Here is a 25,749-nt window from a genome sequence, read left to right as displayed (position 1 = left end):
GCCGGTCGGCGGCGGCGGCGCGGCGGGGCCGGTCGGCCCGACGCCAGGCGGCCGCGGCGGCGGTGGCCGCCTCCGCGGCGAGCAGATCCGCGCCCACGACCTGGCACGCGTCGACGGCCAGGAGGAGCAGCTCGGGGTCGTCGGCGGCCAGCGCCCCCGCCAACTCGGCCCGAGCAGGGGCGAGTTCACCGTCACAGACCCGGGCGAGCGCGGTCAGCCGATCGGTGACCTCTTTGGCTCCGCCGAGCCGGGCGACATCGGTCAACAGCAGCGCCTCACCAGTCACATGACCGGAGGCGCGGGCGATGGCGGCGGCTTCGACGAGTACCGACCGGGCCCGCCCCAGCTGTCCCCGGGCAGCCAACAGCCATGCCTCGCCGAGGAGTTCCTCCCCGGCCGACAGCAATCCTGGCTCCACCGGGGGTAGTTCGCGGTGCTCGGCGAGCATCGCCTCGGCCACGTCCAGATCTCCCAGTACGGCCGCGCACGCGGCGAGCCCGCCGAGCACCGGTCGTAGGGCCATCGCGTGGTCGATGCCGCGGGACACGGTGGCGGCCTCGGCCCACCAGCGGCGGGCGGTCGCGGGGTGACCGGCCAGCCAGTGTGTACGGCCGAGGAGGACCGCCAGCCAGATCCGCACCCGGGAACCGGCCGCGGTGAGTTCGGCGTAGGCGGGCTCACCCACCCGGCAGACCTCGGCGGCCGGGACACCGGCTTCGGTGAGCGCGAGGACCAGCGGGATGCGCTGGAAGGCGGGGTGGGAGGCAAGGGCGCGTTCCTCGACCCGCCGGTGCGCGTCGTGGGCGCGCCGGGCCCAGGTGGTGGCTTCGACGGTACGGCCCACCAGGGCCAGCGCGGCGGGCTTCATCCAGGCGCCGCGCAGCCAGGCGTTGACGTCGGGGGCGGAGCCGACGTCGGTCTCCAGGTCCTCCAGCAGAGCCAGCCCCTCGGCCGGCCGGCCACCGACGATCCGTAGGAATCCCTCGTTGATCGTGAGCTTGCGGCGGTCGCCCGGAGTGCTGATCCGCTCGCGGGCCGCGTCGTTGACGGCTAGTGCCTCGGCGACGGGGGCGTTGCTCCACAGCAGGTTCGTCGTCCGGACGAGGGCGACCGCGAGCCGTTCCTGTTCGTCGGCGGCGAGAGCATCGGCCTGGGCGAGCGTCGCCTCGGCCCGGTGCCAACGGCCGAGCTCGAACTGGGCCTCGCCGAGCCGTAGTTCGGTGGCGGTGGTCCGGTGCTTCTCCGGCAGGGCTTCCAGCAGGGCGACCGTCCGGGGTAAGTCGTGGGCGTGGCGGGCGAGTACGGCGGCCCTGGTGAGGAGGGCCGGGTCGGCGGTGCCGGTCGCGGCCAGCCGCCAGGTCGCGATGTGCAGCAGGTCGCCACGCCGACGGGCGCCGCGCTCCTGGACACGGACGGCCTGGCCCAGGAGCAGGGCACGGCGGCGCAGCAACGGCAGCCCGGCGCGCAGCACTTCGCCGTACAGGGGGTGGGCCAGCGACACCGTCGTACGCCGTCGGTCCTGCGTGACGCGGATCAGCCCCGCCTGTTCCAGGGCCGCCGTCACCTGCGGTGGGGCGAGGGCTTCGGCGTCGGTCAGGGGCAACGGCTCGCACAGCGCCAGGAGTTCGAGCACGGGGTGCCCGGCGGGGTCGGCGGCGGCCAGCCGCGCGCCGATCATCTCGGTCAGCCGGGCGGTACCGGGCAGCCGGTCGCCGACGAGGTGCCACATCTCGCCGTCCTCGGTCAGGTTCCCGGCGGCGAGGGCACCGAGGACGAGTTCGCGCAGGTAGAGCACGTTGCCACCGCTGGCGGCCGACAGTTCGTGCAGGGTTCTTCGGGCGACGGGTCTCCCTAACGCGGCCTGCAACAACACCTCGACCTGCTCCGGGCTCAGCTCGGTCAGATCAACCCGGTACACCGAGTCCCCGCCCCGCAGCGCGGCCACGGCATCCCCGTACGGCTCACCGGTGCGCACCGTGCCGATCAGCAGCAACGCGCCGGTGTCCATCAACTGCCGCAGCAGTACGGCCGATACGGCGTCCAGCAGATGCATGTCGTCGACGAACAGCACCCACTGCCGCCCGGGTCCCGAGGCCAACCCCCGTGCAACGGCGGCGAATCCGGCAACAGGATCGGACAAGTCGATCCCGGCCGGCAGCAGATGGGCGATCGCCCCCAACGGCACGGCACCCGCGGCGACACTCGCGGTGGCCCGCCCCACCCGGAACCCGGCTGCCGCCGCTCGCTCCAGACACTCCTCCGCCAGCCGCGACTTGCCCACGCCCGCCGCTCCGCCGACGACGAATCCACGACATCCCTGGTCCGCCGACGCGGCTGCGAAGTACTCCAACTCCACCCCACGCCCCACCAACGGCCAGCGCCCAGCCCAGTCCCGCATCCCGGCTCCCCCGTCCCCGGCGGCCCGTCGTATGCCGCTCGGCACGATCCCATCCCATCAGGTCGGGTTCGTCGTCGGGGCGGGGTTTCGGGCCATCGTCGGGGCGGGGGCGGCTGCCGGAAATCCGGGGGTTTCCGGGGCGTCCCGCGCTTCTCGTGCTTCTCCGGCTTCTCGTGCTTCTCGTGCTTCTCGGGATCAGGCGGCGTCGAGGGCTCCGGTGATCTTGCGGACCATCTCCAGCATGACGGGGCCGGGCTCGCCCTTCTTGGGGCGGACGGCCGCTTCGAGGGCGACGAGGACGGTGCCGCGGAAGTTGTCGGCCTCGGCCGGGTCCTGCTTCTTGAGCAGGCTCATGCCGGTGGTGAGGGCCGGCAGCACCTGATCGGCGATCTCGGCCACGGACTTCCCGTCCAGGTTCGGGATCTTGGAGTTCTCGGCGAGCACGTACCCGATCGGCCCGGTCGCCGAGGCCAGGGCGAGGCTGCCCTGGGTGGCGATCCGGTGCGGCGAGCCGGTGGTGGCACCGGCGGCGGCCATGAGCGTGATGGCGCCGTACGCGGCGGTACGGAGGGTGAGCCTGTCCTGGTCGGTGAGGTTGATGCCCATGGTGATGTGCTCCTTGGATTCGTCAGACCGTTACGACCCCGGGTCGGGGCTCGCGTCGCCTTCGTTCTGGAACAGAGCCTGCGCGCACCGGGTTTCACGACGCCCTCAGCGCGCTTTCAGCGGAGCGCAACTAGCCTGAAGGCCATGCATCAGCCTCGAAGGCGCGACCGGCGACCCGCTCATCGCGCGGGGGCGGCCCAACACCGGGTTCCGGCCTCGGTAGTTGGGGTCGAGGGGGCCGACGTGGTGATCGTCGGCTACTTCTCCGGCAAGCAGCGGGACTGGGCCGCGCTGATGGATGCGGCGGCGCGGGCGCTGGAGGAACGCGGTGCGCGGGTCGTGGGCCGGATCGTGCAGCGGCGGGGCGTCTCGGCCGGCGGCGTCAAGAAGATGGCGTTGCCCTATTCCTCGCGAACTCTTCTGACGTACGGCAAGGTTCGCGAGGCGGCGACACTCCGCGAGCGGACGAACGCCGACGCGGCGGTCTTCGTAGGCGACCTGACGCAACGTCAACGTCGCGTGCTGACCGGGATGTTGGGCTGCCCGGCAGTAAGTCTCGCCGATGCGCTGACATCCGAGGTATCCGGGGCATCCGGCTGAACACCCCTTAAGCCGCGTCGAGTTCGCACCAGACGTACTTGCCCCGATTGCCGTTCCGGGCGAGGGGCTGCCATCCCCACTGGGCGGCACAGGCCCTGACAAGGGCCAACCCGCGCCCCTCTTCCTGCCCGTCGAGCAGCTCATCGAACGTCCCCGGCGGCTCGGGCGGCCGAGGATCGGCGTCCCAGGCCCCGATCTTGAGCACCCCGCCCGCCCACCCCACACGCAACGCGACCGGACCCTCGGTATGCCGTACGGCGTTGGAGACCAGCTCGGCGGCGACGAGTTCGGCGGTGTCGACGAGGCGGATGAGTCCGTGGACGGTGAGGATCAGTCGGAGGGTACGGCGGCTGACGGTGACGGCGCGGGGGTCGTTGGGGACGTAGAGGGAGTACTCCCAGGGGGCGGGGGGTTCTTGGGTTTCGGGCATGGGTCAACTCCGTTGAGGTGTAGGGGAGTTCAGGCAGATTTCGTGCGGTGGCTCTGCCACTGCCGTCATGGCGGGACGGAGTGGTGCACTTCCGCAGCGTGTGCGTTGCCTCACCAACGGTAGGGATAACCTGTCATCCCAAGCAAGCCGATCGCGTAATCTGCCCCCAAACGAGGAGGAGCAACCGATGGTCCTGAGGCGCGAACCAACGGCACGTCAGATGCGCCTGGGGATCGAGTTGCGCAGACTCCGCGAGGCAGCGGGACTCACCGCCGTCGACGCTGCGTCCCTGCTCGGTACCGGTCGCGTCCAGATCAGCCACATCGAATCCGGGCTGACAGGCGTGAGCGAACAGCGACTTCGCCGCCTGGCGTCCCACTACGCCTGCACGGACGAGGAGTTCATCGACGCGCTGGTGGCGATGGCCACGGATCGGACGCGGGGGTGGTGGGAGGAGTACCGGGGTTTGTTGCCGACGCCGTTCCTCGACCTGTCCGAGCTGGAGCACCACGCCCGATTCCAACGCCACGTGGCCATCCTGTACGTGCCGGGGCTGTTGCAGACGGAGGACTACACACGTGCGGTGTTCTCCTCCAGACTTCCCGAACTCACCAATGAGGAAGTGGAGTTGCGCATCCAGCACCGGATGACACGACAAAAGACCAACGTCCCGTACGAGGTGGTGCTCCATGAGGCGGCCCTACGGATCAGGGTCAGCAACCGCGCCACCTCGCAGGCACAACTCGCCCAGCTCCTTGAGCTTTCCGAAGCGGACCACATCACCCTGCGCGTCATCCCCTTTGACGTGGACGACTTTGCCAGCGCCGCAAGCACGATGACGTACGTAGGTGGTCCCGTATCCAAGCTGGACACAGTCGTGCGTGACGCGCCCCATGGCTCAGTCCTCATCGACTCCGAGGCTCAGCTCGACACTTACCGAACGGCCTTCCGTAAGGTAGAGATCGCGTCACTCGAACCCGAACGGTCGCGTGATTTCATCCGCAAGCTGACTCAGGAGCTGTGAGGCACCCCATGGACAACTGGCGGAAGTCCTCCTACTCGGGCCCCGGCGACGGCAATGAGTGCGTGGAGGTCGCAACGACGCTCGCCCACATAGCCGTTCGCGACTCCAAGGCCCCGGCCAGAGCCGTCCTCGCCATTCAGACCGGCGCTTTCGTCACCTTCATCGACTCCTTGAAGGACACCCCCGGCAACTGGCGGAAGTCGTCCTACTCCGACGGCGGCGACGGCAACGACTGCGTGGAGATCGCGAACTCCCCCACCCACACAGCCATCCGCGACTCAAAGACCCCGGCCAGAGCCACCCTCACGTTCCCGACCGGAGCCTTCACCCCCTTCATCGCGGCCCTGAAGCCAACTCACTCCGCTCACTCCACCGTCACCGACTTCGCCAGGTTCCGAGGCTGATCAACCTCATTCCCCCGAGCCGTAGCCAACTCACAAGCGAACACCTGCAACGGCACGGTCGCCACCAGCGGCTGCAGCAACGTAGGCGTGGCCGGGATCCGGATCAGGTGGTCGGCGTACGGGACGACCGTCTCGTCCCCCTCCTCCGCGATCACGATGGTCATCGCACCGCGCGCCCGGATCTCCTGGATGTTGGACACGATCTTGTCGTGGAGTACGGAACGCCCACGCGGCGACGGCACGACCACCACCACCGGCATCCCCTCCTCGATCAGCGCGATCGGCCCGTGCTTCAACTCCCCCGCCGCGAAGCCCTCGGCGTGCATGTACGCCAACTCCTTGAGTTTCAGGGCGCCTTCGAGAGCGACGGGATAACCGACATGCCGGCCCAGGAACAGCACGGTGTTCTTCGACGCCACCGACCGCGCCAACTCCCGTACCGGCTCCATCGTTTCCAGCACCCGCTCGACCTCACCGGAGATCTGCGAAAGGTCCCGGATGACGGCCTGGATCTCGTCCCCCCACTTCGTGCCCCGCACCTGACCGAGATACAGCGCGACCAGATAACACGCCACCAGCTGCGTCAGAAACGCCTTCGTCGACGCCACGGCGACCTCCGGCCCGGCGTGCGTGTACAGCACCGCGTCCGACTCACGGGGAATCGTCGACCCGTTGGTGTTGCAGATGGCCAGCACCTTCGAGCCCTGCTCCCTCGCATGCCGTAGCGCCATCAGCGTGTCCATCGTCTCGCCGGACTGGGAGATGGCGATGACCAGAGACCGCGCGCCGAGGATCGGATCCCGGTACCGGAACTCGCTGGCCAGTTCCACCTCGCACGGAATCCGCGTCCAGTGCTCGATGGCGTACTTGGCGATCAGCCCGGCGTGGAAGGCCGTACCGCACGCGACGATGACGACCTTGTCGATCTCCCTCAACTCATGGACGGGGATGCGGACTTCGTCCAGAGACAGCAGGCCGGCCGCGTCGATGCGGCCCAGCAGCGTGTCGGCGACCGCCTTCGGCTGCTCGGCGATCTCCTTGAGCATGAAGTAGTCGTAGCCGCCCTTCTCCGCGGCGGAGGCGTCCCAGTCGACGTGGTACGAGCGGACCTCGGCCGGGGCGCCGTCGAAACCGGTGACCGTCACGCCGTCGCGGCGCAGCTCGACGACCTGGTCCTGGCCCAGTTCGATCGCGGAGCGCGTGTGGGCGATGAACGCGGCCACGTCGGAGGCGAGGAAGGCCTCTCCTTCCCCCACCCCGACCACGAGCGGCGAATTACGACGCGCGCCCACGACCACATCCGGCTCGTCCGCGTGCACCGCGACCAGCGTGAACGCGCCCTCAAGACGCCGGCACACCTGCCGCATCGCCTCCGCCAGGTCCGCGCACGCCGAGAACTCCTCGGCCAGCAGATGCGCGACCACCTCGGTGTCCGTGTCGGAGGCGAGATCGTGCCCGCGCTCGGTCAACTCGGCCCGCAGACAGGCGAAGTTCTCGATGATGCCGTTGTGGACGACCGCCACGCGCCCCGCGTTGTCGAGGTGCGGGTGGGCGTTCGCGTCCGTCGGGCCGCCGTGTGTGGCCCAGCGGGTGTGCCCGATGCCCGTCGAGCCCGCCGGCAGCGGGTGGTCGACCAGTTCCTTCTCCAGATTGACGAGTTTCCCGGCCTTCTTGGCCGCCGCCAGCCCGCCGTCCGCGAGCACGGCGACGCCCGACGAGTCGTAACCCCGGTACTCCAGCCGCTTCAGTCCGGCCATCACCACATCGAGCGCCGACTGCGACCCCACGTATCCCACGATTCCGCACATGCGCCGCAGCCTAGGCTGCGAAGCCCGTCCGAACACGGCACTTCGTGCCCGATTTCGGAAATTCCGGCCATGGTCGAGAACCGGCCAAGTCTGCGCGCCGCATCCCTGTCATCCCCACAGGTCGAACACAAGTGCGGCACAGGATTCCCCTAGGGACGGCACGGTTCCGCGGGTCGTGACGTCGGCCGCCGGCCGTGGGCCACTTCGCGCCATCCGGTCCGAGCGGCACTCAAAGCCCTTGCTCGGAACACTCACCACCTGCCTAAAGTGGCGCGCGCTTGACCGGCTCTTGACCAGGCCATAAGCGTTCAGTTCAAGCCAGTGATCAGCGACCGGGGGAACACGTGTCGCCGCGCCACGGGGGGACACGTCGCCATGCCGCACTGCCGCATGCGCGCTCACCGCAGTGGCCGCGCGCCGCCTTCCCCCCGACAGGGGATACACGCATGCGCCTCAGACGCGGCCGACCGCCGAGAACACCAAAAGCACCAAAAGCACCGAGAAAACCGAGAACACCGAGAGCACTGGAGTCGAAACGATTCCCCACTGCCCTCACCCGGCTCCTCCCACCCGTCCTCGCCACCGCACTCCTCGCCAGCATAGCCGTCGGCTCGGGCCAGGTCCCGCCCGCCGACCGGCAGGACGCCACCCCCGCGAGTGACAGCTATCCCTGGAACGACGACACCGCCGCCGAGCAACTGCGGCAGGACCAGTGCCTGATGACCGACGTCCTGCGGCTCGGCGGCACCAACATGGCCACGACCGCGCAGAACGCCCTCAACCAGCCGCAGGACACCCTGCACACCCTGGCCGACCGCGCCCACTGGGAGCAGACGCCGCTGTCGACGGCGTATCAGAAGGACCGTGACCAGTCGGCAGCGGAACTCGACGCGATCAACGCCCTGCGCGACGCCTGGAAGACACCCGTCACCGGACTGAACACCCCGGCCGGCTTCACCGAGACCGGCTTCCACTGGCCGCCCGGCACCAGCAATGACGGCCAGCAGAGCTTCTACGGCCAGACCGGCCTGACCCAGTGGATCTCCGACCGCTTCTGGCAGCGCGAGGACGACTTCTACGAGGACTCCACGCCCCCCGTCGACGCGACGACGCTCAAGGCCGTCGACGCCCTGGGGACCCCGCGCTACACCGCCGACCCCGACCCCGGCCTGCCGGGCGGTGAGTGGAAACGCGCCCTCGCCGAACGGGACGCGTTCCGCTGGATGCACGGCGGCCCGGGGCAGCACACGGACGCCGACGACGCCCGGATCTTCCTGGAGTCCGGCGGCTTCCCGCGCACCGCGCCCGAACCGGACAGCGCCGAGTACCGGATCGCCGTAGAGAATCTGAAGACCAGGTTCGCCACCTGTGCGTGGCGTGATCCGCTCGACCCGAACGGGGTGTTGAGCGCCGCCGGTGCCACCGCCGCCGCCGAGTGGCAGCAGGAGATCGCCTCGCAGGCGACCCAGCGCAACCAGATCCTGAACGCGAACAAGACGGTCGTGGAGGCCCTCGCCGCCGCGTCCAAGTCGCTCGGCGATCTGCTGGGCCAGTCCTGGGCCGCCGACCGCATCACCCGCTGGCAGGACTACTGGTCCGACGGCGGGGTCGGCTGGGTCGGCGACGCGCCGACCGCCATCAAGGTGCACGCGGCCGCCGGCAAGTGTCTGGAGGTCCAGGACGCCGCCAAGACCGACGGCGCCGCGGTCCAACTGAACACGTGCTCCACCGCGGCCGCGCAGAAGTGGGAGATCTACGGCGACGACAAGGGCGTGCACCTGCGCAACCTCAACTCCCTGAGGTGCCTGGACGTCGCGGGCAACAACCCGGCCAACGGCACGAAGATCCGCCAGTTCACCTGCAACGGCTCGCCCGCGCAGACCTGGGAGTTCAACCTCCGGGCCACCTCGGCCCTGAAGAGCACCGGCACCGGCAAGTGCGTCGACCTGGCCGCGTACACCGTGGGCCAGGACAGCCGGCTGTGGGACTGCACCAGCGGCGGTCCCCAGCAGTACGACGTGACGCCGTCCGGCCACACCGGGACCGTGCCGCCGACGGCCCAGTTCCTCAAGGCCACGACCAGCCTCGCCAAGGCCCGCGCGGCGGCGGCCAACAAGCTCGCCGACATCAAGGCCCAGCTCACCGCCGCGCAGAAGGCGGCCACCGCCTCGGACACCGCCGAGCAGGCCGCGTACACCGTCGCGGACACGAACGGCGCGCCCCGGGGCCGCGGACTGCTGGTCGGTCAGCAGAAGGCGCAGGTCACCAAGGGCGCGGTCGCCGCGCTGGACGCGATGGTGAAGGCCGGCACGACCGCCGAGGCGGCCACCCGCGCCGCCGTCGCGGACAGCGCGACCATCACCCAGCGGGCGCTGGCACAGGCCGCGCAGGTGAAGGCCGAGTTCCGCAAGAAGGCCGCCGAGAAGGCCGAGTTGCAGGCCAAGGCCGCCGCCGACGCGGCGAAGATCCACCGCGACAACGCCAAGAAGGACAAGGAGACCGCGGAGGCCAAGCTCACCGTGGCCCTGGGCGCCGAGGGCGACGCGAAGGCCGCCGCCGCCGACGCGCACGCCAAGCGGCTCGCGGCCGAGTCCGAGGAAGCCACCGCGAAGGCGGAGAAGGAGACCGCCGAGGCCAAGCAGGCGGAGGCCAACCAGCACAAGCAGACGGCCCAGGCCGAGGCGACCAAGGCCAAGGACGCCAAGGACAAGGCCGAGACCGCCGAGCAGACCGCCCAGAGCAGGCGGGACGACGCGGTCGGCGCCCGCGACAAGGCCAAGGACAAGCGGGACGACGCGTGGGAGGCCGAGCAGAAGGCCGACGCGGCCCGTGCCAAGGCCGACGCCAAGGGTGCCTACGCCGATTCCCTGGACGCCGGTGACGCGGCGGACGCGGCCCGAAGTGCCGCGAACGAGGCCGACACCCAGGCCGGCAAGGCCGAGACGGCCGCCACGAACGCCCGTACCGCGGCGAACGCCGCCACCCGGGCCGCCGCCGACGCGGACGCCGCCGCCACCCGGGCCGAGGCCGCCGCCAAGCGGGCCCGCGCCGACTCGGACGCCGCCCAGGCCGCCAAGCTGAAGGCCGACGCCGCCGTACGCACCGCCACGGCCGCGGTCGCCGACGCCATCAAGGCCGCCGCGCACGCCGCCGAGGAGGCGAAGACCGCGGTCCAACTGGCCGACCAGGCCGAGGAGTTGGCCAAGACCGCACGAACCAACGCGAACGCGGCGCTCAAGGAGGCCGCCAACGCCCGGGTCGCCGCGGCGAAGGCAGCGGGCTTCGCCCATGTCACCGCCCAGGCGGCGGTGGACGCGACGACGTCCGCCGAACAGGTCGCGGCCCCGGCCAACGACGCGATCCAGCTCGGCTCGCCCTACCTCACCACCGACTCGGCCGCGGGCCTGGTCGTCCTGAGCGGGCAGTCGTCCAAGACGATCGCCGAGCAGCAGCAGGCCGTGGCCGCCGCCCACGCCCGCAACGCGTCCGAGGAGGCCGCCGCCGCCCAGGCCATCGCCGACCAGGCGACGGGCGACGCCAAGGCCGCCCTCCAGCACGCGGCCAACGCCGCCGGCTACGCCAAGACCGCCCGCGGCTACGCCCAGGAGGCCCTCGGCTACGCGGCCGACGCGGCGGACGCCGCCGCCAAGGCCGCCCAGTCACTGACCCGCACGGTCGAGTACGACCGCCAGGCCACCGAGGACGCCGCAGCGGCCGACGCGGCAGCCGGCCGCGCCGAGGGCTACGCCACCTCCGCCCGCTCCGCCGCCGACCAGGCAGCCCTCGACGCCACCGCCGCCCGCGCGGCAGCCACCGAGGCCGAACAGGCGGCCACCGCCGCCCGAGCGGCGGCCGACCGCGCCGACACGGCGGCGACGGAGGCGGAACAGGCGGCGAAGGACGCGGACAAGTACGCGACGGAGGCGCAGGAAGCGGCCGACAGAGCCGAACGCCAGGACAAGGCCGGCCAACTCGAAACAGGAACCGTCTTCGACGAGGTCGGCGGCTCCATCGGCAACATGTTCTACGTCGTCGACCACATCGAGAAGACCCGCGATCCGGAGGTCTCGAAGAAGACGGCGGGCTGCGACGGCTGGATCGACAAGCTCTTCTACAACGGCGACTGCACGGTCACGACGAAGATCTACTTCAAAGCGGTCCTCGACCTGTACCTGTGCACCGCGCAGGACCTGGATCTGGAGCGGTACCGCTGCCCCTCCGGCGCGACCAAGTACCTGGGCGAGCACCGGACCAAGGAACTCACCAGAGAAGTCACGCACACCATCACGATCGCCGAGTACCAAAGGGGCGTCGACCCGGTCGACATCCTCTTCGGCAGCTGGATCAAGTGCGCCCAGAAGATCGCCCCGGGCGGCGCGAACGGAAGCCTGGGCGGCTGCGCGTGGGCGGCCGTGGACGTCGCGAGCCTGTTCGCGGGCAAGATCCTCAGGCCCATCGCGGATGCGGTCAAGGCGGTGGACGCGGCTGCTCGGACCGGCATCGGATTCACCGACGCATGGAACGCGCTGCGTGCGCTGGGCCTGTCCGAGGATGCCGCCGCAGGCATCGCCAAGGCCGGATTCCAGCAGTTGCGGGCACTGTGCATGAAGGACAGCTTCCCCGCCGGAACACGCGTGCTGCTGGCCGGTGGCACGTCCAAGGCGATCGACGCGATCGGTGTCGGCGACGAAGTGCTCGCCACCGACCCGAACGCCGGCACCACGCGCTCGGCACCGGTCACCGCGACGTTCTCCCATCCGGCGAACCAGCTTCTTCAGCTCACCCTTGCCGACGGCGGACAGATCCGGACCACGCCCGGACACCGGATGTACGTTCCGGGCCGTGGCTGGACCAAGGCCTCCGACCTGCACGCGGGGGACCCGCTCCGTACGCCGGCCGGTGCCACGGACGACCTGATCGGCGTCCGCCCGGTGAACGCGCCGCAGCGCGTGTGGGACCTGAGCGTCGCCGATCTCCACACCTTCTACGTCCTCGCGGGCAGAACTCCCGTCCTCGTTCACAACGTCAACTGCCCCAGCTACGTCGATGTCTATCCGAACGGGCTCGGAATCATCGCCGACATCGACAAGGACGGGCTCGTCTCTTTCGTCATCAAGGCGAACAAGGAAACCCCCAAGGGTGGCGAAATGTTCAACGCCGCACTTGATCACTTCGGCGACAAGGTGAAGGGAGTCCAGGCCTACTGGCAGGACGGCGGTGAACTCAGCGACAATCTGAATTCCTTCAACGCGGCCGTGCGAGGTGGCGCATCACTGGAAGATGCGGCACTGAACTCGACGTTTACGGGAAAAATGTCCAATCGAGCGGGCTTTTCCAAAGTCGAATTCATCGAGCTCAGAGGAATGCACGGAAACTATACGAACGTGGGCGTGATCTTCCGATAGACCCGACAGAGAAGCACCCTGCATGAGTTAGGGTGGGCCTCACCTGGCCGTGAGGCCCACCCTGCCCCGCACAGTCGCTCCCGATTCACCATGAAAGGCAGAGTGCGAAATGACCAACCTGGAGGAAACGGCGGGCGAGCTGCAAGCGGCCCACAGTTCCGGTAAGAATGCCGTAGAGCTTGCATTGCTTTCCCGGGAGAAGCTGGGCGCAGCATTCGGCGTCATCTCGTTCATCGCCTCCTTCCGCCTGGCCTTCGAAATTCCGCTACCCGTCCTGCAGCGCGCCCAGGCCTGGCAGGGGTTCGGCTGGGGAGGCACGTCGATTTCCGACGAAGAGTTCTCCGCCATCCTTTCCCCTTGGCTCACGCAGCGGTAAACCCGACCGTCGAATCCACCGTCCAGAAAGGAGCGGGGTAAGGTACAGCCTGCACCTGTGCCGGTTCGTCTGCGGAGACCCCGCCCTGATGGACGAGACCGCGATACGCGACGTACTCGGTCCCATCACCGTGGGCGGCATGACGCCCGTCGGCCTGTCGGAGTCCTGGGGGCTCGAAGCCGAGGACGGCGGAGTGGCGGACGTCCACGGTGACGTCCGCTGGCTCACCTTCGACCGCTTCTCCCCCGGACGCGTCCTCGACCACATCGCCGAACTCGCCCGCCGGACCGGCGCGGTGCTCATCCCGGGCGACGGTCCGGCGATCCTGTCGGCCGAGGCCCACCGGAAGCACCTTCCGGAAGGCTTCCGGGCGGAAGCCATCGTGATCCCGCCCCGCCCCGGCCCTGACCGGGCAGGCGCTCTCGCTGGCCATCTCCCCGCAGCCGGAACCACCCCGACGGCCGATCCTGCCGCAGTTCCCGCACCACCCGAACCCGGCGGCCACCAGTTCCGTGACCGCCTCCGACGGGCCCTGCGTGTGCTGCGGGCAGGAACGCGGCTGGGTGTACACCGGTCCCGTCTACGCCGCCGACGCCCCGGACGCCGGTATCTGCTCGTACTGCACCGCCTTCGGAACCGCCGCCGAACGCTACGACGCCTGCTTCGCCGACACCGTCGAGGGCGACGTGTCCCGGGACGTCGTCACGGAAATCCTCGAACGCACACCAGGGTTCACCGCCGGGCAGTCCCCGCACCGGCTGACGCGCTGCGGCTACGGCGCCACCTTCCTCGGCCCTGCCGGGGCCAGGGAGCTCAAGGCGCATCCGGACGCCGTCGACCACCTCCGCCGGCAGTGCGCCGCGTGGACGTGGCCGCCCGACCAAGTCGAGGACTCCCTCGGCTCGCTCGACAAGGACGGCGGGCCGATCGCGTACCTCTTCCGGTGCCGGGTCTGCGAGACCCACCTCGCCTACGCGGACTTCACCTGATCACGCCCGAAGCGACCTGCTCGATGAGTCCCCACCCCACCCCACGTGACGCACCCCACCCACCACCCCGTTCAAACTCCGTTAACAATGGACTGTGATCTCTCCGGTCTCCCCGATGCCCCGGAGCGCCCACCGGCACAAGCCGGAGGCGACTCCCTACGTCGACCTCACCCGAGCCGAGTGGAGCGCGCTGCGCGACAAGACGCCGCTGCCGCTCACCGCCGAGGAGGTCGAGAAACTGCGCGGTCTGGGCGATGTCATCGACCTCGACGAGGTGCGTGACATCTACCTCCCGCTGTCCAGACTCCTCAACCTCTACGTCGGCGCCACGGACGCCCTCAGAGGCGCCCTGAACACCTTCCTGGGCGAACAGGGCTCCCAGTCCGGCACCCCGTTCGTCATAGGCGTCGCCGGCTCCGTGGCCGTAGGAAAGTCGACCGTGGCCCGGCTCCTCCAGGCGCTGCTCTCCCGCTGGCCCGAGCACCCCCGCGTCGAGCTGGTCACCACCGACGGGTTCCTGCTCCCCACACGGGAGCTGGAAGCGCGCGGGCTCATGTCGCGCAAGGGCTTCCCCGAGTCGTACGACCGCCGCGCGCTCACCCGCTTCGTCGCCGACATCAAGGCGGGCAAGGACGAGGTCACCGCGCCCGTCTATTCGCATCTCATCTACGACATCGTCCCCGACCAGCGGCTCACGGTCCGTCGCCCCGACATCCTGATCGTCGAGGGGCTCAACGTGCTCCAGCCCGCGCTCCCGGGCAAGGACGGCCGTACCCGCGTCGGGCTCGCCGACTACTTCGACTTCAGCGTGTACGTCGACGCGAGCGCCGAGGACATCGAGCGCTGGTATCTGAACCGGTTCCGCAAACTGCGCGCCACCGCGTTCCAGAACCCCGACTCGTACTTCCGCAAGTACACCCAGGTCTCCGAGGACGAGGCCGTCGACTACGCCCGCACCCTCTGGCGCACCATCAACAAGCCCAACCTGGTGGAGAACATCGCCCCCACCCGGGGCCGCGCCACCCTCGTCATCCGCAAGGGCACCGACCACAAGGTCCAACGGCTCAGCCTGCGCAAGCTGTAGAGCGGCCTGATAGAAGTGCGTCATGCTGCACCTGCGCCTGATCACCCCCGCCGACCGGACCGATGACGTCGTCCGGCTGATCGAGACGACCGTCGGCACCACGCACCTCGTCGTCCTCCCCGGCGCCGCCCGCAACCCCGCCGGCGATGTCGTCATGTGCGACGTGGCCCGCGAGGCCGGCGACGAACTCATCGGCGCGCTACGGGAGTTGGGGGTGGACCGGACCGGTTCCATCGCCGTCGAGAACATCGACCTGTCGCTGTCGGAGCGGGCGGACAAGGCGGAGGACGACGCACCCGGCGAAGGCGCGGACGCGGTGCTGTGGGAGCACCTGGTGGACGCGACGCACGAGGAGTCGACGCTCAACGTCACCTACGTCGCGTTCCTGACGGTGGCGACCATGCTCGCGGCCTGCGGCGTGATGCTGGACAACGCGATCCTGATCGTGGGCGCGATGGCCGTGGGACCGGAGTTCGGGCCGCTCGCGGGGATCTCGACGGCGTTGGTGCAGCGGGCGCCGCGACTGGTGTGGCGGTCGCTGTGGGCGTTGCTGGCCGGGTTCGCCGCCGCCATGGTGCTTACGGCGGGCTTCAGTTGGCTGATGGACGTCCTGGGACTCTTCGACCGGTCGATGATCGACGGGCCCCGGCCCAACACGGCCTTCATCTGGAATCCCGACTGGATGTCCTTCGTCGTCGCCTTCCTGGCCGGCATCGCGGGCACCCTGTCGCTCACGTCCGCGAAGTCGGGTGCCCTGATCGGCGTGGCGATCTCGGTGACGACGGTCCCGGCCGCCGCGAATGCCGCCGTCTCCCTCAACTACACGGACTACTCCCAGACTTGGGGCTCCACCTGGCAGCTCCTCGCCAACCTCGGCGGCATCGTGCTGGCCGGCACGCTCACGCTGCTCGCCCAGAAGGCGTTCTGGGCCTGGCAGCGCAAGCGCACCCCCGAACCGGCTTAGCCCAGCGCCGACTTCACCGCATCCGCCAACCGCCCCGCCACCGACCGCGCCTGGTCGATGTCGGCGGCCTCCACCATCACCCGCACCAGCGGCTCGGTACCCGACGGACGCAGCAACACCCGCCCGGTGGACCCGAGTTCACGCTCCGCCTCCGCAACCGCGGCGGCCAGATCGGCAGACGTACCCACCCGCGTGCGGTCCACGTCGGGCACATTGATGAGCACCTGCGGCAACCGCGTCATCACGGACGCGAGGTCCTTGAGCGTACGACCGGTGTCGGCGACCCGCGCCGCCAGCATCAGGCCGGTCAGCGTGCCGTCGCCGGTGGTCGCGTGGTCCAGGATGATGACGTGGCCGGACTGCTCGCCGCCCAGCGCGTAGCCGTGCTCCTTCATCTCCTCCAGGACGTAGCGGTCGCCGACCGCGGTCTGGACGAGCGTCAACCCCTCGCGCTCCATGGCCAGTTTGAAGCCGAGGTTCGACATGACGGTCGCGACGACGGTGTCGGAGCGCAGTGCGGAACGCTCCCGCATCGCCAGCGCGATCACGGCCATGATCTGGTCCCCGTCGACCTCTTCACCGGTGTGATCCACGGCCAGGCAGCGGTCGGCGTCACCGTCGTGCGCGATGCCGAAGTCGGCGCCGTGCTCGACGACGGCGGCCTTGAGCAGACCCAGGTGGGTCGAGCCGCAACCGTCGTTGATGTTCAGCCCGTTGGGGTCCGCGCCGATCGTGATGACCTCGGCGCCCGCGCGCGAGAACGCCTCCGGGGAGACCCGGGCGGCGGCGCCGTGCGCCTCGTCGAGGACGATCTTCAGGCCGTCGAGCCGGTTCGGGAGCACGCCGATGAGGTGGGCGACGTACTGGTCGAAGCCTTCGTTGTAGTGCCGGACCCGGCCGACGCCCGAGCCGGTCGGGCGGTCCCAGGGGGCGCCGGTGCGGTGCTCGTCGTAGACCTTCTCGATCCGGTCCTCCAGCTCGTCGTCGAGCTTGTGCCCGCCGCGCGCGAGGAACTTCAGCCCGTTGTCGGGCATGGCGTTGTGGCTGGCGGAGAGCATCACACCGAGGTCGGCGCCCAGCACGCCGGTGAGATACGCCACCGCGGGGGTGGGCAGCACACCGACGAGCAGTACGTCCACTCCCGAGCTGGCCAGGCCCGCGACCACGGCGGCCTCCAGGAACTCCCCGGACGCGCGCGGGTCCCGCCCGACCACGGCCGTCGCCCGGTGGCCCGCGAAGGTGCCCGCCTCCGCCAGCACATGCGCCGCCGCGACGGAGAGCCCGAGGGCCATCTCGGCCGTCAGATCCGCGTTGGCGACACCGCGCACGCCGTCCGTGCCGAAGAGTCGTCCCACTTGTCCTCCTGAGGAAGGCGAAAGTCCTGCAAGGCCGAAGTCCTGCAAAGCTGAAAGTCCTGCACCGCTGAAAGTCCCGCAACGCCGAAGTCCCGCGTTCCAGACATACGATGCCTGTTGATCCGATCACACAAGCCTTTGAGCGTCTTGTGCCGTTATACGCCCCCGGCTGTGATAAACGAACGCCCCGACGGCACGAGTGGCGTGCCGCCGGGGCGTTCGGAGTACAGACAGCAGGCGAGATTTAGCGCTTGCTGTACTGCGGGGCCTTGCGGGCCTTCTTGAGACCGGCCTTCTTGCGCTCGACCGCACGGTCGTCGCGACGGAGGTAACCGGCCTTCTTGAGGGCGGCGCGGTTGTTGTCCACGTCGGCCTCGTTCAGCGCGCGGGCCACGCCGAGGCGCAGGGCACCGGCCTGACCGGAGACGCCGCCACCCGAGATGCGGGCGATGACGTCGTAGCGGCCGTCGAGCTCGAGCACCTTGAAGGGCTCGTTGACTTCCTGCTGGTGGACCTTGTTCGGGAAGTAGTCCTCGAGCGTGCGCCCGTTGACCTTCCACTTGCCGGTGCCGGGCACGATGCGAACGCGCGCGATGGCGTTCTTGCGACGGCCCAGGCCGGCGGCCGGCTGCGGGTCGCCGAAGCGGCCGGCGAGCGACTCCGACGTGTACTCACCCTCGACGGGGACGTCGGACTCGGTCGTGTAGCTCTCGATGTCGACGAGCTCGGTCTCGGTCTCTTCGACCGGCTGCTCAACGGTGGTCTCGGCCACGGTTCTCCTCAGATTCTTTTCTGTCTTAGGGGGTGTGGCCGGAACTACTGCGCGACCTGGGTGATCTCGAACGGCACCGGCTGCTGGGCAGCGTGCGGGTGCTGGTCGCCCGAGTAGACCTTCAGCTTGCTGATCATCTGACGGCCCAGGGTGTTCTTGGGGATCATGCCCTTGATGGCCTTCTCGACGGCCTTCTCGGGGTTCTTCGCCAGCAGCTCGTCGTAGCGGACGGAGCGCAGACCACCCGGGTAACCGGAGTGGCGGTACGCCAGCTTCTGGGTCTTCTTGTTGCCGGACAGGTGAACCTTGTCGGCGTTGATGATGATGACGAAGTCGCCCATGTCCATGTGCGGGGCATAGGTCGGCTTGTGCTTGCCACGGAGGAGGTTCGCGGCAGTGGTAGCCAGACGGCCCAGGACGATGTCCTGAGCGTCGATGACGTGCCACTGGCGAGTCACATCGCCGGGCTTGGGGCTGTACGTACGCACTTCGCAGCCTTCTTCTTCAGTGGATGGGTGCTGACACATGGCATCACTGAAGCGATCGTGCAGCTGGGGACGACAATGGCCGGGGACGATGCCCGTATGCCGCCCACTGGAAACTGCTCCAGGGAACCTACGTAAGGGCTTCTCGTGTGAGAACGACCAAGCCGATACGCATAACAAACCGTAAGAGTACCCGCGCCGCCCCGGACGGGTCAAAACGCGGTGAGACCGGCTGACACCGACAGCGGACAGCAATCACGAAACCACTTACCGTGAGATCCCCAACGTCAGTTGCCACAGGCCTCATTGAGGCGCACCGGTACCGCCGTCGCCCCGTCTAGGATGCGACCCATGAGCTTCGGACAGGGGGGACCCCAGTCCCAGTGGGATCCCTGGAAACCCAATTCGCAGCAGCCGTGGGGCGGCAACGTCGACGACGAGACCCCGGACTGGGCCGCGCTCGCCGACCAGGCGGAGACGCGCAACAGGCGCAAGCGGCTGCTGCTGATAGGCGGCGGCGCGCTCGCGACCGTGGCCGTCGGTACGGCCGTGGCCATGGCCGTCATGTCGGCGAACGACGACACGAGCGCGTCGGGCAAGCCCACCAACCTGCCCGCGAGCGCCTCCGTGCCCAGCGCCGACGCCACCTCGCCGTCCTTCGCGCCGACCAGCGCGCCCCCGCCGCTGAACCCCGAGGAGTTCATCTCCAGCAAGGCGAAGGACACAGCACCGCTCAGCCCCGCGACCCTCTTCCCGGGCACCCAGCTGACGGTCGTCTCGACGGTGTACAAGAAGGGCCCGACGGCCGACACCACGAACTGCGCCTCGGTCGCCTCGGGCACCCTCCCCAAGGTCCTCACCGGGAACGGCTGCACCCGCGTCATGCGGGTCACGTACACCAAGGACAACATCGCGGTCACGGTCGGTGTGGCCCTCTTCGACACCGAGGCACAGGCGACGAAGGCCAAGGCCCAGGCGGACGACAAGAGCGCCGTCAGGTCACTGTCCGGCAAGGGCATCAAGACCTTCTGCAACGGCTCGATCTGCCGTACGACGACCAACGCCTACGGCCGCTACGCCTACTTCACGGTCGCCGGCTTCACCAGCGGCACGGACGTGACGGCGAAGGACACCAAGGTCTTCGCGATCGGCGACGACCTGGGCAAGTTCGCCTTCGACCAGATCCGCGCCCGCGGCGAGGCCCAGGCTTCGGCGGCGGCCCAGCAGTAACCGGGATACGGGTTCGGCACCCCCGTGCAGGTGGGCGCGGCGCCCCCTTGATCCACTTCACCCCGGGGCTTCGATAGGGTCGGCCGCACGCGCCATCAGGCGTGCGATCAGCCAACCGACCTGCACAAACACGGGGTTCACAAATGAAGTTCCGCAAGAGCGTCACCGCTTCGATCATGGCAGCCGGCGTCGCCCTGACGCTGGCCACCGCCGGGACGGCGTCCGCGTCGACGTACTACGCGTTCACCGGCGGCAAGGCCAAGTTCACGTCCAAGGGCGAGATCCTCAAGGTCTGGGACACCAAGGCGGGCAAGACCGGCATCCTGGTCTTCGTCGAGGACGAGTCCGCGAAGAACCCGACGCTGGACACGTGCGCCGTCCTGGGCAAGGGCAAGACGAAGACCTGCAACATGAGCTTCAAGAACGGCCACAAGCTCAAGATCGACGCCTACTCCTACACGAAGCAGAACAACCCCGACACGTACAAGCTCGTCGCCAGCTGGACGGACAAGGCGTAACCGACGTAGAGGGAACCGGAGTTGGGCCTGCGGGCCCAACTCCTCAGTGCACAGTGCCCCGTACCCGCCGGGCCAGCACCTGCCGCTCTGCCAGCAACTCGTCCGCCGGGTAAGCGACTTCCTCCAGGGTCAGCCCATGCGGCCGTACAACATGCACGGCACTGTCCCGCACCCCGGCGTCCAGCACCTTCCGCGGCCACTCAGCCCCCCGGTGCCCGTCCCCGACGAACACCAACGCGCCCACCATGGACCGCACTTGGTTATGGCAGAAGGCGTCGGCCCGAACCTCGATCTCGACGACACCATCGCCCCGCCGCCGCACCCCGAAGTCAAAAATCTCCCGGACGGTCGACGCTCCCTCGCGCTTCTTCGCATAGGCGGCGAAGTCATGCTCCCCCACAAGGGACTTGGCAGCGGCGTCCATCACATCGACGTCCAACTCCCAGTCGTGCCACAGCACATGGTTCCGCAGCAACGGATCGACTCCCCCCGGCCGATCCCCCACCCGGTACACGTAACGCCGCCACAGGGCCGCGAACCGCGCGTTGAAGCCCTCCGGAGCCTCCGCCACGCCCCACACCCGCACATCCTTCGGCAACCGCCCCGCAAGCCGCTTCAGCAGCTTCTCCCGGTGCTCCGCCCACAACTCCCCCGGCAGATCGACATGCGCCACCTGCCCCCGAGCATGCACCCCGGCATCGGTCCGCCCCGCCACGGTCAGGTCGTACGCCACCGCCCCCGACCGCGTCACAGTCCGCAACGCATCCTCAACCTCCCCCTGCACGGTCCGCCGCCCCCCGGCCTGCTTGGCCCACCCGGAGAACGCGGTCCCGTCGTAGGAGAGATCAAGCCGCACACGAACAAACCCGGCCTCTACGTCATCACTCACACCGAGATCCTTTCAGGTACACAAAAGCGGGCCCGCCCCTAGAAAGGAACGGACCCGCCACACGCCCTGCTTTTGCTTTTAGGGGCGCGGGGAACTGCGCGACCAGCCACGACGGCGCGGCAGCCAAAGAACGGTGTTACGCGTCCTTCGACTCCTCGTCGGCCTCAACCTCAGCCGGCTTCGCATCCTCGACGACCTCAACCGGAGCCGCAGCCTCGGTGTCCTTCGCCGCACGCTTGGTCGCGGCCTCGGCCTCACCGGTCGCAGCCTGCGCGACGGTCAGGGCCTCGACAAGCTCGATGACAGCCATGGGCGCGTTGTCACCACGACGGTTACCGATCTTGGTGATACGGGTGTAGCCACCGGGACGGTTCTCGTAGCGCGGGCCGATCTCGGTGAAGAGCGTGTGGACGATGCTCTTGTCCGTGATCACCTGAAGCACCTGACGGCGGTTGTGAAGGTCGCCCTTCTTGCCCTTGGTGATCAGACGCTCGGCGTACGGCCGCAGCTTGCGGGCCTTCGCCTCGGTGGTGGTGATACGGCCGTGCTCGAAAAGCGACTTCGCGAGGTTCGCGAGGAGCAGCTTCTCGTGCGAGGCACTGCCGCCCAGACGGGCACCCTTGGTGGGCTTCGGCATTTCTTTCTCCTTGGTATCTGCCCCGGCCGTATCAGGTACCGGGGTCAGGACCCGGCGAGCGGACGCTCACCGGCAACAACCGATCAGTACTGCTCGGTCTCCACGAAACCCGCGTCCACGTCGTCGTCGGCGCCAAAGGCGTCGGCGGCAGCGGTCGGGTCGAATCCGGGCGGGCTGTCCTTCAGGGCCAGGCCCATGCCGGCCAGCTTCGCCTTGACCTCGTCGATGGACTTCGCACCGAAGTTGCGGATGTCCAGGAGGTCGGCCTCGGAACGAGCCACGAGCTCACCCACGGAGTGGATGCCCTCGCGCTTGAGGCAGTTGTACGACCGAACGGTGAGCTCGAGCTCCTCGATCGGCAGGGCGAGATCAGCGGCAAGGGCGGCGTCCGTCGGGGACGGGCCCATGTCGATGCCCTCGGCGTCGATGTTCAGCTCGCGGGCGAGACCGAACAGCTCGACCAGCGTCTTACCGGCCGACGCCATGGCATCACGGGGACGCATGGCCTGCTTCGTCTCGACGTCGACGATGAGCTTGTCGAAGTCGGTCCGCTGCTCGACACGCGTGGCCTCGACCTTGTACGTGACCTTCAGCACCGGGCTGTAGATGGAGTCGACCGGGATACGGCCGATCTCCTGGCCCACCTGCTTGTTCTGCACGGCGGAGACGTAACCGCGGCCACGCTCGACCGTGAGCTCCATCTCCAGCTTGCCCTTGCCGTTGAGCGTGGCGAGGACGAGGTCGGGGTTGTGCACCTCGACACCGGCCGGGGGCGCGATGTCGGCGGCGGTGACCAGACCCGGACCCTGCTTGCGCAGGTACATCACGACCGGCTCGTCGTGCTCCGAGGAGACGACCAGCTGCTTGATGTTGAGGATCAGGTCGGTGACGTCCTCCTTGACGCCCGGCACGGTGGTGAACTCGTGCAGGACACCGTCGATCCGGATGCTGGTGACAGCCGCACCGGGGATCGAGGAGAGGAGCGTACGACGCAGGGAGTTGCCGAGGGTGTAGCCGAAGCCCGGCTCCAGCGGCTCGATCACGAACCGGGAGCGGAATTCGTCGACGACCTCTTCGGTCAACGAGGGGCGCTGAGCGATCAGCATGAAGTGAGTCCTTCAGTCATGGACACCCACTATTTGATGTCCGACTAGTACTGCAAGGGTACGGGCGGCACAGCCCCGAAAGGCCATACCGCCCGAAACCTGAGACAACCGTGCGTCAGACGCGGCGGCGCTTCGGCGGACGGCAGCCGTTGTGCGGGGTGGGGGTGACGTCCTGGATGGAGCCGACCTCAAGACCGGTCGCCTGAAGCGAACGGATGGCCGTCTCGCGACCCGAGCCCGGGCCCTTCACGAAGACGTCGACCTTGCGCATGCCGTGCTCCTGCGCGCGACGGGCGGCCGACTCGGCGGCCATCTGCGCGGCGAAGGGGGTGGACTTGCGCGAGCCCTTGAAGCCGACGTGGCCGGCGGAGGCCCAGGAGATCACGTTGCCCGAGGGGTCCGTGATCGAGACGATCGTGTTGTTGAACGTGCTCTTGATGTGCGCGTGGCCGTGAGCGACGTTCTTCTTTTCCTTGCGGCGCACCTTCTTGGCAGCGCCCTGACGACCCTTGGGGGGCATCTATTACTCCTACGGGGAGGTGGTCGGTCCTACAGCGAAGACCGCTGGTGAAGCGTTGTCCGCTGCGGACTACTTCTTGCCCGGCTTCTTCTTGCCGGCGATGGCGCGACGCGGACCCTTGCGGGTACGAGCGTTCGTGCTGGTGCGCTGACCGCGAACGGGCAGACCACGACGGTGACGGAGACCCTGGTAGCAACCGATCTCCACCTTGCGGCGGATGTCGGCCTGGATCTCGCGACGGAGGTCACCCTCGGTCTTGATGTTGGCGTCGACGTACTCACGAATCGCGACGAGCTGCTCTTCCGAGAGGTCGCGAACGCGGGTGTTGGGGTCGATGCCGGTCTCGGCCAGCGTCAGCTGGGAAAGGGTCCGACCAATGCCGAACACGTAGGTGAGGGCGACCTCCACGCGCTTTTCGCGCGGGATGTCGACACCGGAAACGCGTGCCATTCAATGGCTCCAGTTGATCTTCGGAGGTCTTCCGCAGAACCGGATCCCAGCCGCCGGCCTCTTCGTTCGAAGAATTGGTACGGCGTGGGTCCCCAGCCTCCGAGCCGGGGGTGTCGGGCGCCTACTACGCCCGGGTCCTGCGTATGAACATGTATTGCTCGCGTCGCGCGAAACTCTGCGAAAGATGCAGAGGGAAGGTCCTGCGTCAGCCCTGGCGCTGCTTGTGGCGCGGGTTCTCGCAAATGACCATGACCCGACCGTGACGGCGGATCACCCTGCACTTGTCGCAGATCTTCTTGACGCTCGGCTTGACCTTCATTGGTGAGGTTCTCCGGGTCAGTTGCCTGCGGCGCCGCTTGCGCGGAACCTGGGCAAGATCTACTTGTAGCGGTAGACGATCCGGCCACGCGTCAGGTCGTACGGAGACAGCTCCACCACGACCCGGTCGTCAGGGAGGATGCGGATGTAGTGCATACGCATCTTGCCGCTGATGTGTGCCAGGACCTGGTGGCCGTTCTGGAGCTCCACCTTGAACATGGCGTTCGGGAGAGACTCGACGACAGTGCCTTCGATCTCGATGGCACCTTGCTTCTTGGCCACGCTTCGCCCTTCGAATCGACTACCTTGATCGACTCTGTGCGTCCCCTTACGGGGTGCATGCGGACATGCGGCTGCACGAGAGCCGACGAGTCAGTCTACGTCAGGCCACTCGGAAAGACGAATCGAGGAAGGATGCCCCGAGGCATAGATCATTAAGCACGCGGCCCTATATATCGCCCTTGAGGGACGCGCCCCAAAGGGGCGCGGGGAACTGCGCGATCAGCCCCCACCGGGCCCGCGGACGAAGAACTACGCGAGCGGATCCGGCGCAGCCGTGATCCCATACTCAGCCAACTTCGCCTTACCACCATCGGGAGCCGTCAGCACAAGCGGCCCCTCCTCCGTCAGAGCAACCGAGTGCTCCCAGTGGGACGACCACGTCCCGTCCGTAGTGATGACCGTCCAGTCATCCGAGAGAACCTCGGTCTTCGGGGTACCCAGCGACACCATCGGCTCGATGGCGAGGCAGAACCCCGACACCAGCTTCGGCCCCTTACCCCGCCGCTTCTCGACGTAGTTCAGCAGGTGAGGATCCATGTGCATCTCGGTACCGATGCCGTGACCGCCGTAGTCCTCGACGATCCCGTACTTACCCCCACCCGGCTTCGGCTGCCGCCGGATGTACGTCTCGATCGCCCGGGAGATGTCCACAAGCCGATTGCCCAGCTTCATCGCAGCGATCCCGGCCCACATCGACCCCTCGGTCACCCGCGACAGCTCAAGCAGCTCCGGGGAGTGCCCCGACCCCACGAACGCGGTGTACGCCGCGTCCCCGTGCCACCCGTCGATGATCGCGCCGCAGTCGATGGAGATGATGTCGCCGTCCTTCAGCACCACTTCCTCGGACGGGATCCCGTGCACGACGACCTCGTTCACCGAGGTGCAGATCGTGGCCGGGAAGCCGCCGTAGCCGAGGAAGTTCGGCTTCGCGTTGTGGTCCGCGAGGACCTTGCGGGCGACCTCGTCCAGATCCTTCGTGCTGGCGCCGGGTACGGCCGCCTCACGCGTGGCCGCGTGGATCGCGGCGACGACCAGCCCCGCCTCGCGCATCTTGGCGATCTGCTCGGGGGTCTTGATCTGCACCATGGGGGCCTGCGCT

At 68.6% G+C, this 25,749-nt stretch carries 26 protein-coding genes and 1 pseudogene; 11 read left to right on the top strand and 16 right to left on the bottom strand.

Annotated features, from left to right (window positions below):
* Both SPR02S_RS03585 and SPR02S_RS03580 read right to left on the bottom strand, forming a co-directional pair.
* Nucleotides 1-2,398 (bottom strand): AAA family ATPase (locus SPR02S_RS03585; protein ID WP_043258053.1); only part of this gene is annotated, 2,398 nt, incomplete at its 3' end.
* A 195-nt stretch (nt 2,399-2,593) separates the two neighbouring features.
* The gene (locus tag SPR02S_RS03580) at nt 2,594-3,004 is read right to left on the bottom strand and encodes a hypothetical protein (protein ID WP_019055551.1); all 411 of its coding nucleotides are present in this window, start codon (nt 3,002-3,004) and stop codon (nt 2,594-2,596) included.
* 144 nt (nt 3,005-3,148) lie between these two features.
* Here SPR02S_RS03580 and SPR02S_RS03575 point away from each other — a divergent pair, with 144 nt between their 5' ends.
* On the top strand, nt 3,149-3,604 hold the full coding sequence (locus SPR02S_RS03575) for a hypothetical protein (RefSeq protein ID WP_245607488.1): 456 nt from the start codon (nt 3,149-3,151) through the stop codon (nt 3,602-3,604).
* A 7-nt stretch (nt 3,605-3,611) separates the two neighbouring features.
* Here SPR02S_RS03575 and SPR02S_RS03570 read toward each other — a convergent pair whose 3' ends face one another.
* The gene (locus SPR02S_RS03570; RefSeq protein ID WP_019055549.1) at nt 3,612-4,034 is read right to left on the bottom strand and encodes an ATP-binding protein; all 423 of its coding nucleotides are present in this window, start codon (nt 4,032-4,034) and stop codon (nt 3,612-3,614) included.
* A gap of 187 nt (nt 4,035-4,221) precedes the next feature.
* Between SPR02S_RS03570 and SPR02S_RS03565 the strand changes: the two genes are divergently transcribed.
* The 3 genes and pseudogenes from SPR02S_RS03565 (at nt 4,222) to SPR02S_RS64680 (ending at nt 5,462) form a co-directional block, all read left to right on the top strand.
* Nucleotides 4,222-5,058 carry a helix-turn-helix domain-containing protein gene (locus SPR02S_RS03565; RefSeq protein WP_019055548.1) on the top strand — a complete coding sequence of 279 codons (837 nt, stop codon included), beginning with the start codon at nt 4,222-4,224 and terminating at the stop codon, nt 5,056-5,058.
* 8 nt (nt 5,059-5,066) lie between these two features.
* Nucleotides 5,067-5,222: pseudogene (locus tag SPR02S_RS64685) on the top strand (DUF397 domain-containing protein); the annotation flags it as partial.
* Nucleotides 5,223-5,228: 6 nt separating this feature from the next.
* Nucleotides 5,229-5,462: a DUF397 domain-containing protein gene (locus SPR02S_RS64680; protein WP_026150168.1), complete on the top strand. Its 234-nt coding sequence runs from the start codon at nt 5,229-5,231 to the stop codon at nt 5,460-5,462.
* On the opposite strand, the gene glmS is transcribed toward SPR02S_RS64680, so the two are convergent.
* Nucleotides 5,423-7,270, bottom strand: a complete 1,848-nt coding sequence (glmS, locus tag SPR02S_RS03550) for a glutamine--fructose-6-phosphate transaminase (isomerizing) (RefSeq protein ID WP_026150167.1) — start codon at nt 7,268-7,270, stop codon at nt 5,423-5,425. The two genes, SPR02S_RS64680 and glmS, sit on opposite strands and share 40 nt — an antisense overlap.
* 719 nt (nt 7,271-7,989) lie before the next feature.
* Between glmS and SPR02S_RS03545 the strand changes: the two genes are divergently transcribed.
* Together SPR02S_RS03545 and SPR02S_RS03540 are read left to right on the top strand one after the other, a co-directional pair.
* Complete coding sequence (locus tag SPR02S_RS03545; RefSeq protein WP_019055545.1) at nt 7,990-12,675, top strand: ricin-type beta-trefoil lectin domain protein; 4,686 nt, start codon at nt 7,990-7,992, stop codon at nt 12,673-12,675.
* A gap of 109 nt (nt 12,676-12,784) precedes the next feature.
* Complete coding sequence (locus SPR02S_RS03540) at nt 12,785-13,051, top strand: hypothetical protein (RefSeq protein WP_019055544.1); 267 nt, start codon at nt 12,785-12,787, stop codon at nt 13,049-13,051.
* On the opposite strand, the gene SPR02S_RS03535 is transcribed toward SPR02S_RS03540, so the two are convergent.
* Nucleotides 13,038-13,484, bottom strand: coding sequence for a hypothetical protein (locus tag SPR02S_RS03535; RefSeq protein ID WP_019055543.1), 447 nt, complete (start codon nt 13,482-13,484; stop codon nt 13,038-13,040). The two genes, SPR02S_RS03540 and SPR02S_RS03535, sit on opposite strands and share 14 nt — an antisense overlap.
* On the opposite strand from SPR02S_RS03535, the gene SPR02S_RS03530 reads away from it, so the two are divergent.
* The 3 genes from SPR02S_RS03530 (at nt 13,456) to SPR02S_RS03520 (ending at nt 16,088) form a co-directional block, all read left to right on the top strand.
* Nucleotides 13,456-14,040, top strand: a complete 585-nt coding sequence (locus tag SPR02S_RS03530; protein ID WP_306305712.1) for a CbrC family protein — start codon at nt 13,456-13,458, stop codon at nt 14,038-14,040. The genes SPR02S_RS03535 and SPR02S_RS03530 overlap by 29 nt on opposite strands.
* Before the next feature lie 115 nt (nt 14,041-14,155).
* Nucleotides 14,156-15,124 (top strand): type I pantothenate kinase, encoded by a 969-nt coding sequence (coaA, locus tag SPR02S_RS03525; protein ID WP_019055541.1) that lies wholly within the window; start codon nt 14,156-14,158, stop codon nt 15,122-15,124.
* Nucleotides 15,125-15,146: 22 nt separating this feature from the next.
* Complete coding sequence (locus tag SPR02S_RS03520) at nt 15,147-16,088, top strand: DUF389 domain-containing protein (RefSeq protein WP_019055540.1); 942 nt, start codon at nt 15,147-15,149, stop codon at nt 16,086-16,088.
* Here the strand turns inward: SPR02S_RS03520 and glmM are convergent.
* The 3 genes from glmM to rplM all read right to left on the bottom strand — a co-directional run bounded on the left by glmM (nt 16,085) and on the right by rplM (nt 18,703).
* Complete coding sequence (glmM, locus tag SPR02S_RS03515) at nt 16,085-17,443, bottom strand: phosphoglucosamine mutase (RefSeq protein WP_019055539.1); 1,359 nt, start codon at nt 17,441-17,443, stop codon at nt 16,085-16,087. The genes SPR02S_RS03520 and glmM overlap by 4 nt on opposite strands.
* Nucleotides 17,444-17,687: 244 nt before the next feature.
* On the bottom strand, nt 17,688-18,215 hold the full coding sequence (rpsI, locus tag SPR02S_RS03510; protein WP_019055538.1) for a 30S ribosomal protein S9: 528 nt from the start codon (nt 18,213-18,215) through the stop codon (nt 17,688-17,690).
* 44 nt (nt 18,216-18,259) lie between these two features.
* A complete protein-coding gene (gene rplM / locus SPR02S_RS03505; RefSeq protein WP_013001400.1) occupies nt 18,260-18,703 on the bottom strand; it encodes a 50S ribosomal protein L13 in 444 nt (147 codons plus the stop codon).
* A 348-nt stretch (nt 18,704-19,051) separates the two neighbouring features.
* Here rplM and SPR02S_RS03500 point away from each other — a divergent pair, with 348 nt between their 5' ends.
* Entirely contained in the window at nt 19,052-19,930 is an 879-nt protein-coding gene (locus SPR02S_RS03500) for a hypothetical protein (RefSeq protein WP_019055536.1), read from the top strand.
* Nucleotides 19,931-20,073: 143 nt separating this feature from the next.
* On the top strand, nt 20,074-20,448 hold the full coding sequence (locus tag SPR02S_RS03495) for a hypothetical protein (protein ID WP_019055535.1): 375 nt from the start codon (nt 20,074-20,076) through the stop codon (nt 20,446-20,448).
* 43 nt (nt 20,449-20,491) lie between these two features.
* Here SPR02S_RS03495 and truA read toward each other — a convergent pair whose 3' ends face one another.
* The 8 genes from truA to map form a co-directional block, all read right to left on the bottom strand.
* Nucleotides 20,492-21,337 (bottom strand): tRNA pseudouridine(38-40) synthase TruA, encoded by an 846-nt coding sequence (gene truA, locus SPR02S_RS03490; RefSeq protein ID WP_019055534.1) that lies wholly within the window; start codon nt 21,335-21,337, stop codon nt 20,492-20,494.
* Between the two features lie 136 nt (nt 21,338-21,473).
* On the bottom strand, nt 21,474-21,974 hold the full coding sequence (rplQ, locus tag SPR02S_RS03485; RefSeq protein WP_019055533.1) for a 50S ribosomal protein L17: 501 nt from the start codon (nt 21,972-21,974) through the stop codon (nt 21,474-21,476).
* Nucleotides 21,975-22,057: 83 nt separating this feature from the next.
* On the bottom strand, nt 22,058-23,080 hold the full coding sequence (locus SPR02S_RS03480; RefSeq protein ID WP_019055532.1) for a DNA-directed RNA polymerase subunit alpha: 1,023 nt from the start codon (nt 23,078-23,080) through the stop codon (nt 22,058-22,060).
* 115 nt (nt 23,081-23,195) lie between these two features.
* A complete protein-coding gene (rpsK, locus tag SPR02S_RS03475; RefSeq protein ID WP_003956432.1) occupies nt 23,196-23,600 on the bottom strand; it encodes a 30S ribosomal protein S11 in 405 nt (134 codons plus the stop codon).
* Nucleotides 23,601-23,669: 69 nt separating this feature from the next.
* Nucleotides 23,670-24,050, bottom strand: coding sequence for a 30S ribosomal protein S13 (rpsM, locus tag SPR02S_RS03470; RefSeq protein WP_019055531.1), 381 nt, complete (start codon nt 24,048-24,050; stop codon nt 23,670-23,672).
* Between the two features lie 205 nt (nt 24,051-24,255).
* The gene (gene rpmJ, locus SPR02S_RS03465; RefSeq protein WP_003998809.1) at nt 24,256-24,369 is read right to left on the bottom strand and encodes a 50S ribosomal protein L36; all 114 of its coding nucleotides are present in this window, start codon (nt 24,367-24,369) and stop codon (nt 24,256-24,258) included.
* A gap of 59 nt (nt 24,370-24,428) precedes the next feature.
* Nucleotides 24,429-24,650, bottom strand: a complete 222-nt coding sequence (gene infA, locus SPR02S_RS03460; protein ID WP_003948620.1) for a translation initiation factor IF-1 — start codon at nt 24,648-24,650, stop codon at nt 24,429-24,431.
* Nucleotides 24,651-24,899: 249 nt separating this feature from the next.
* A complete protein-coding gene (map, locus tag SPR02S_RS03455; RefSeq protein ID WP_019055530.1) occupies nt 24,900-25,736 on the bottom strand; it encodes a type I methionyl aminopeptidase in 837 nt (278 codons plus the stop codon).
* Between the last annotated feature and the right edge of the window lie 13 nt (nt 25,737-25,749).

It is taken from the genome of Streptomyces prunicolor NBRC 13075, assembly GCF_000367365.1.
In the GTDB taxonomy this organism is placed as follows: Bacteria; Actinomycetota; Actinomycetes; order Streptomycetales; family Streptomycetaceae; genus Streptomyces; species Streptomyces prunicolor.
Note: the sequence above shows the minus strand (reverse complement) of the source record. Positions and strands in the feature narration are given on the sequence as shown.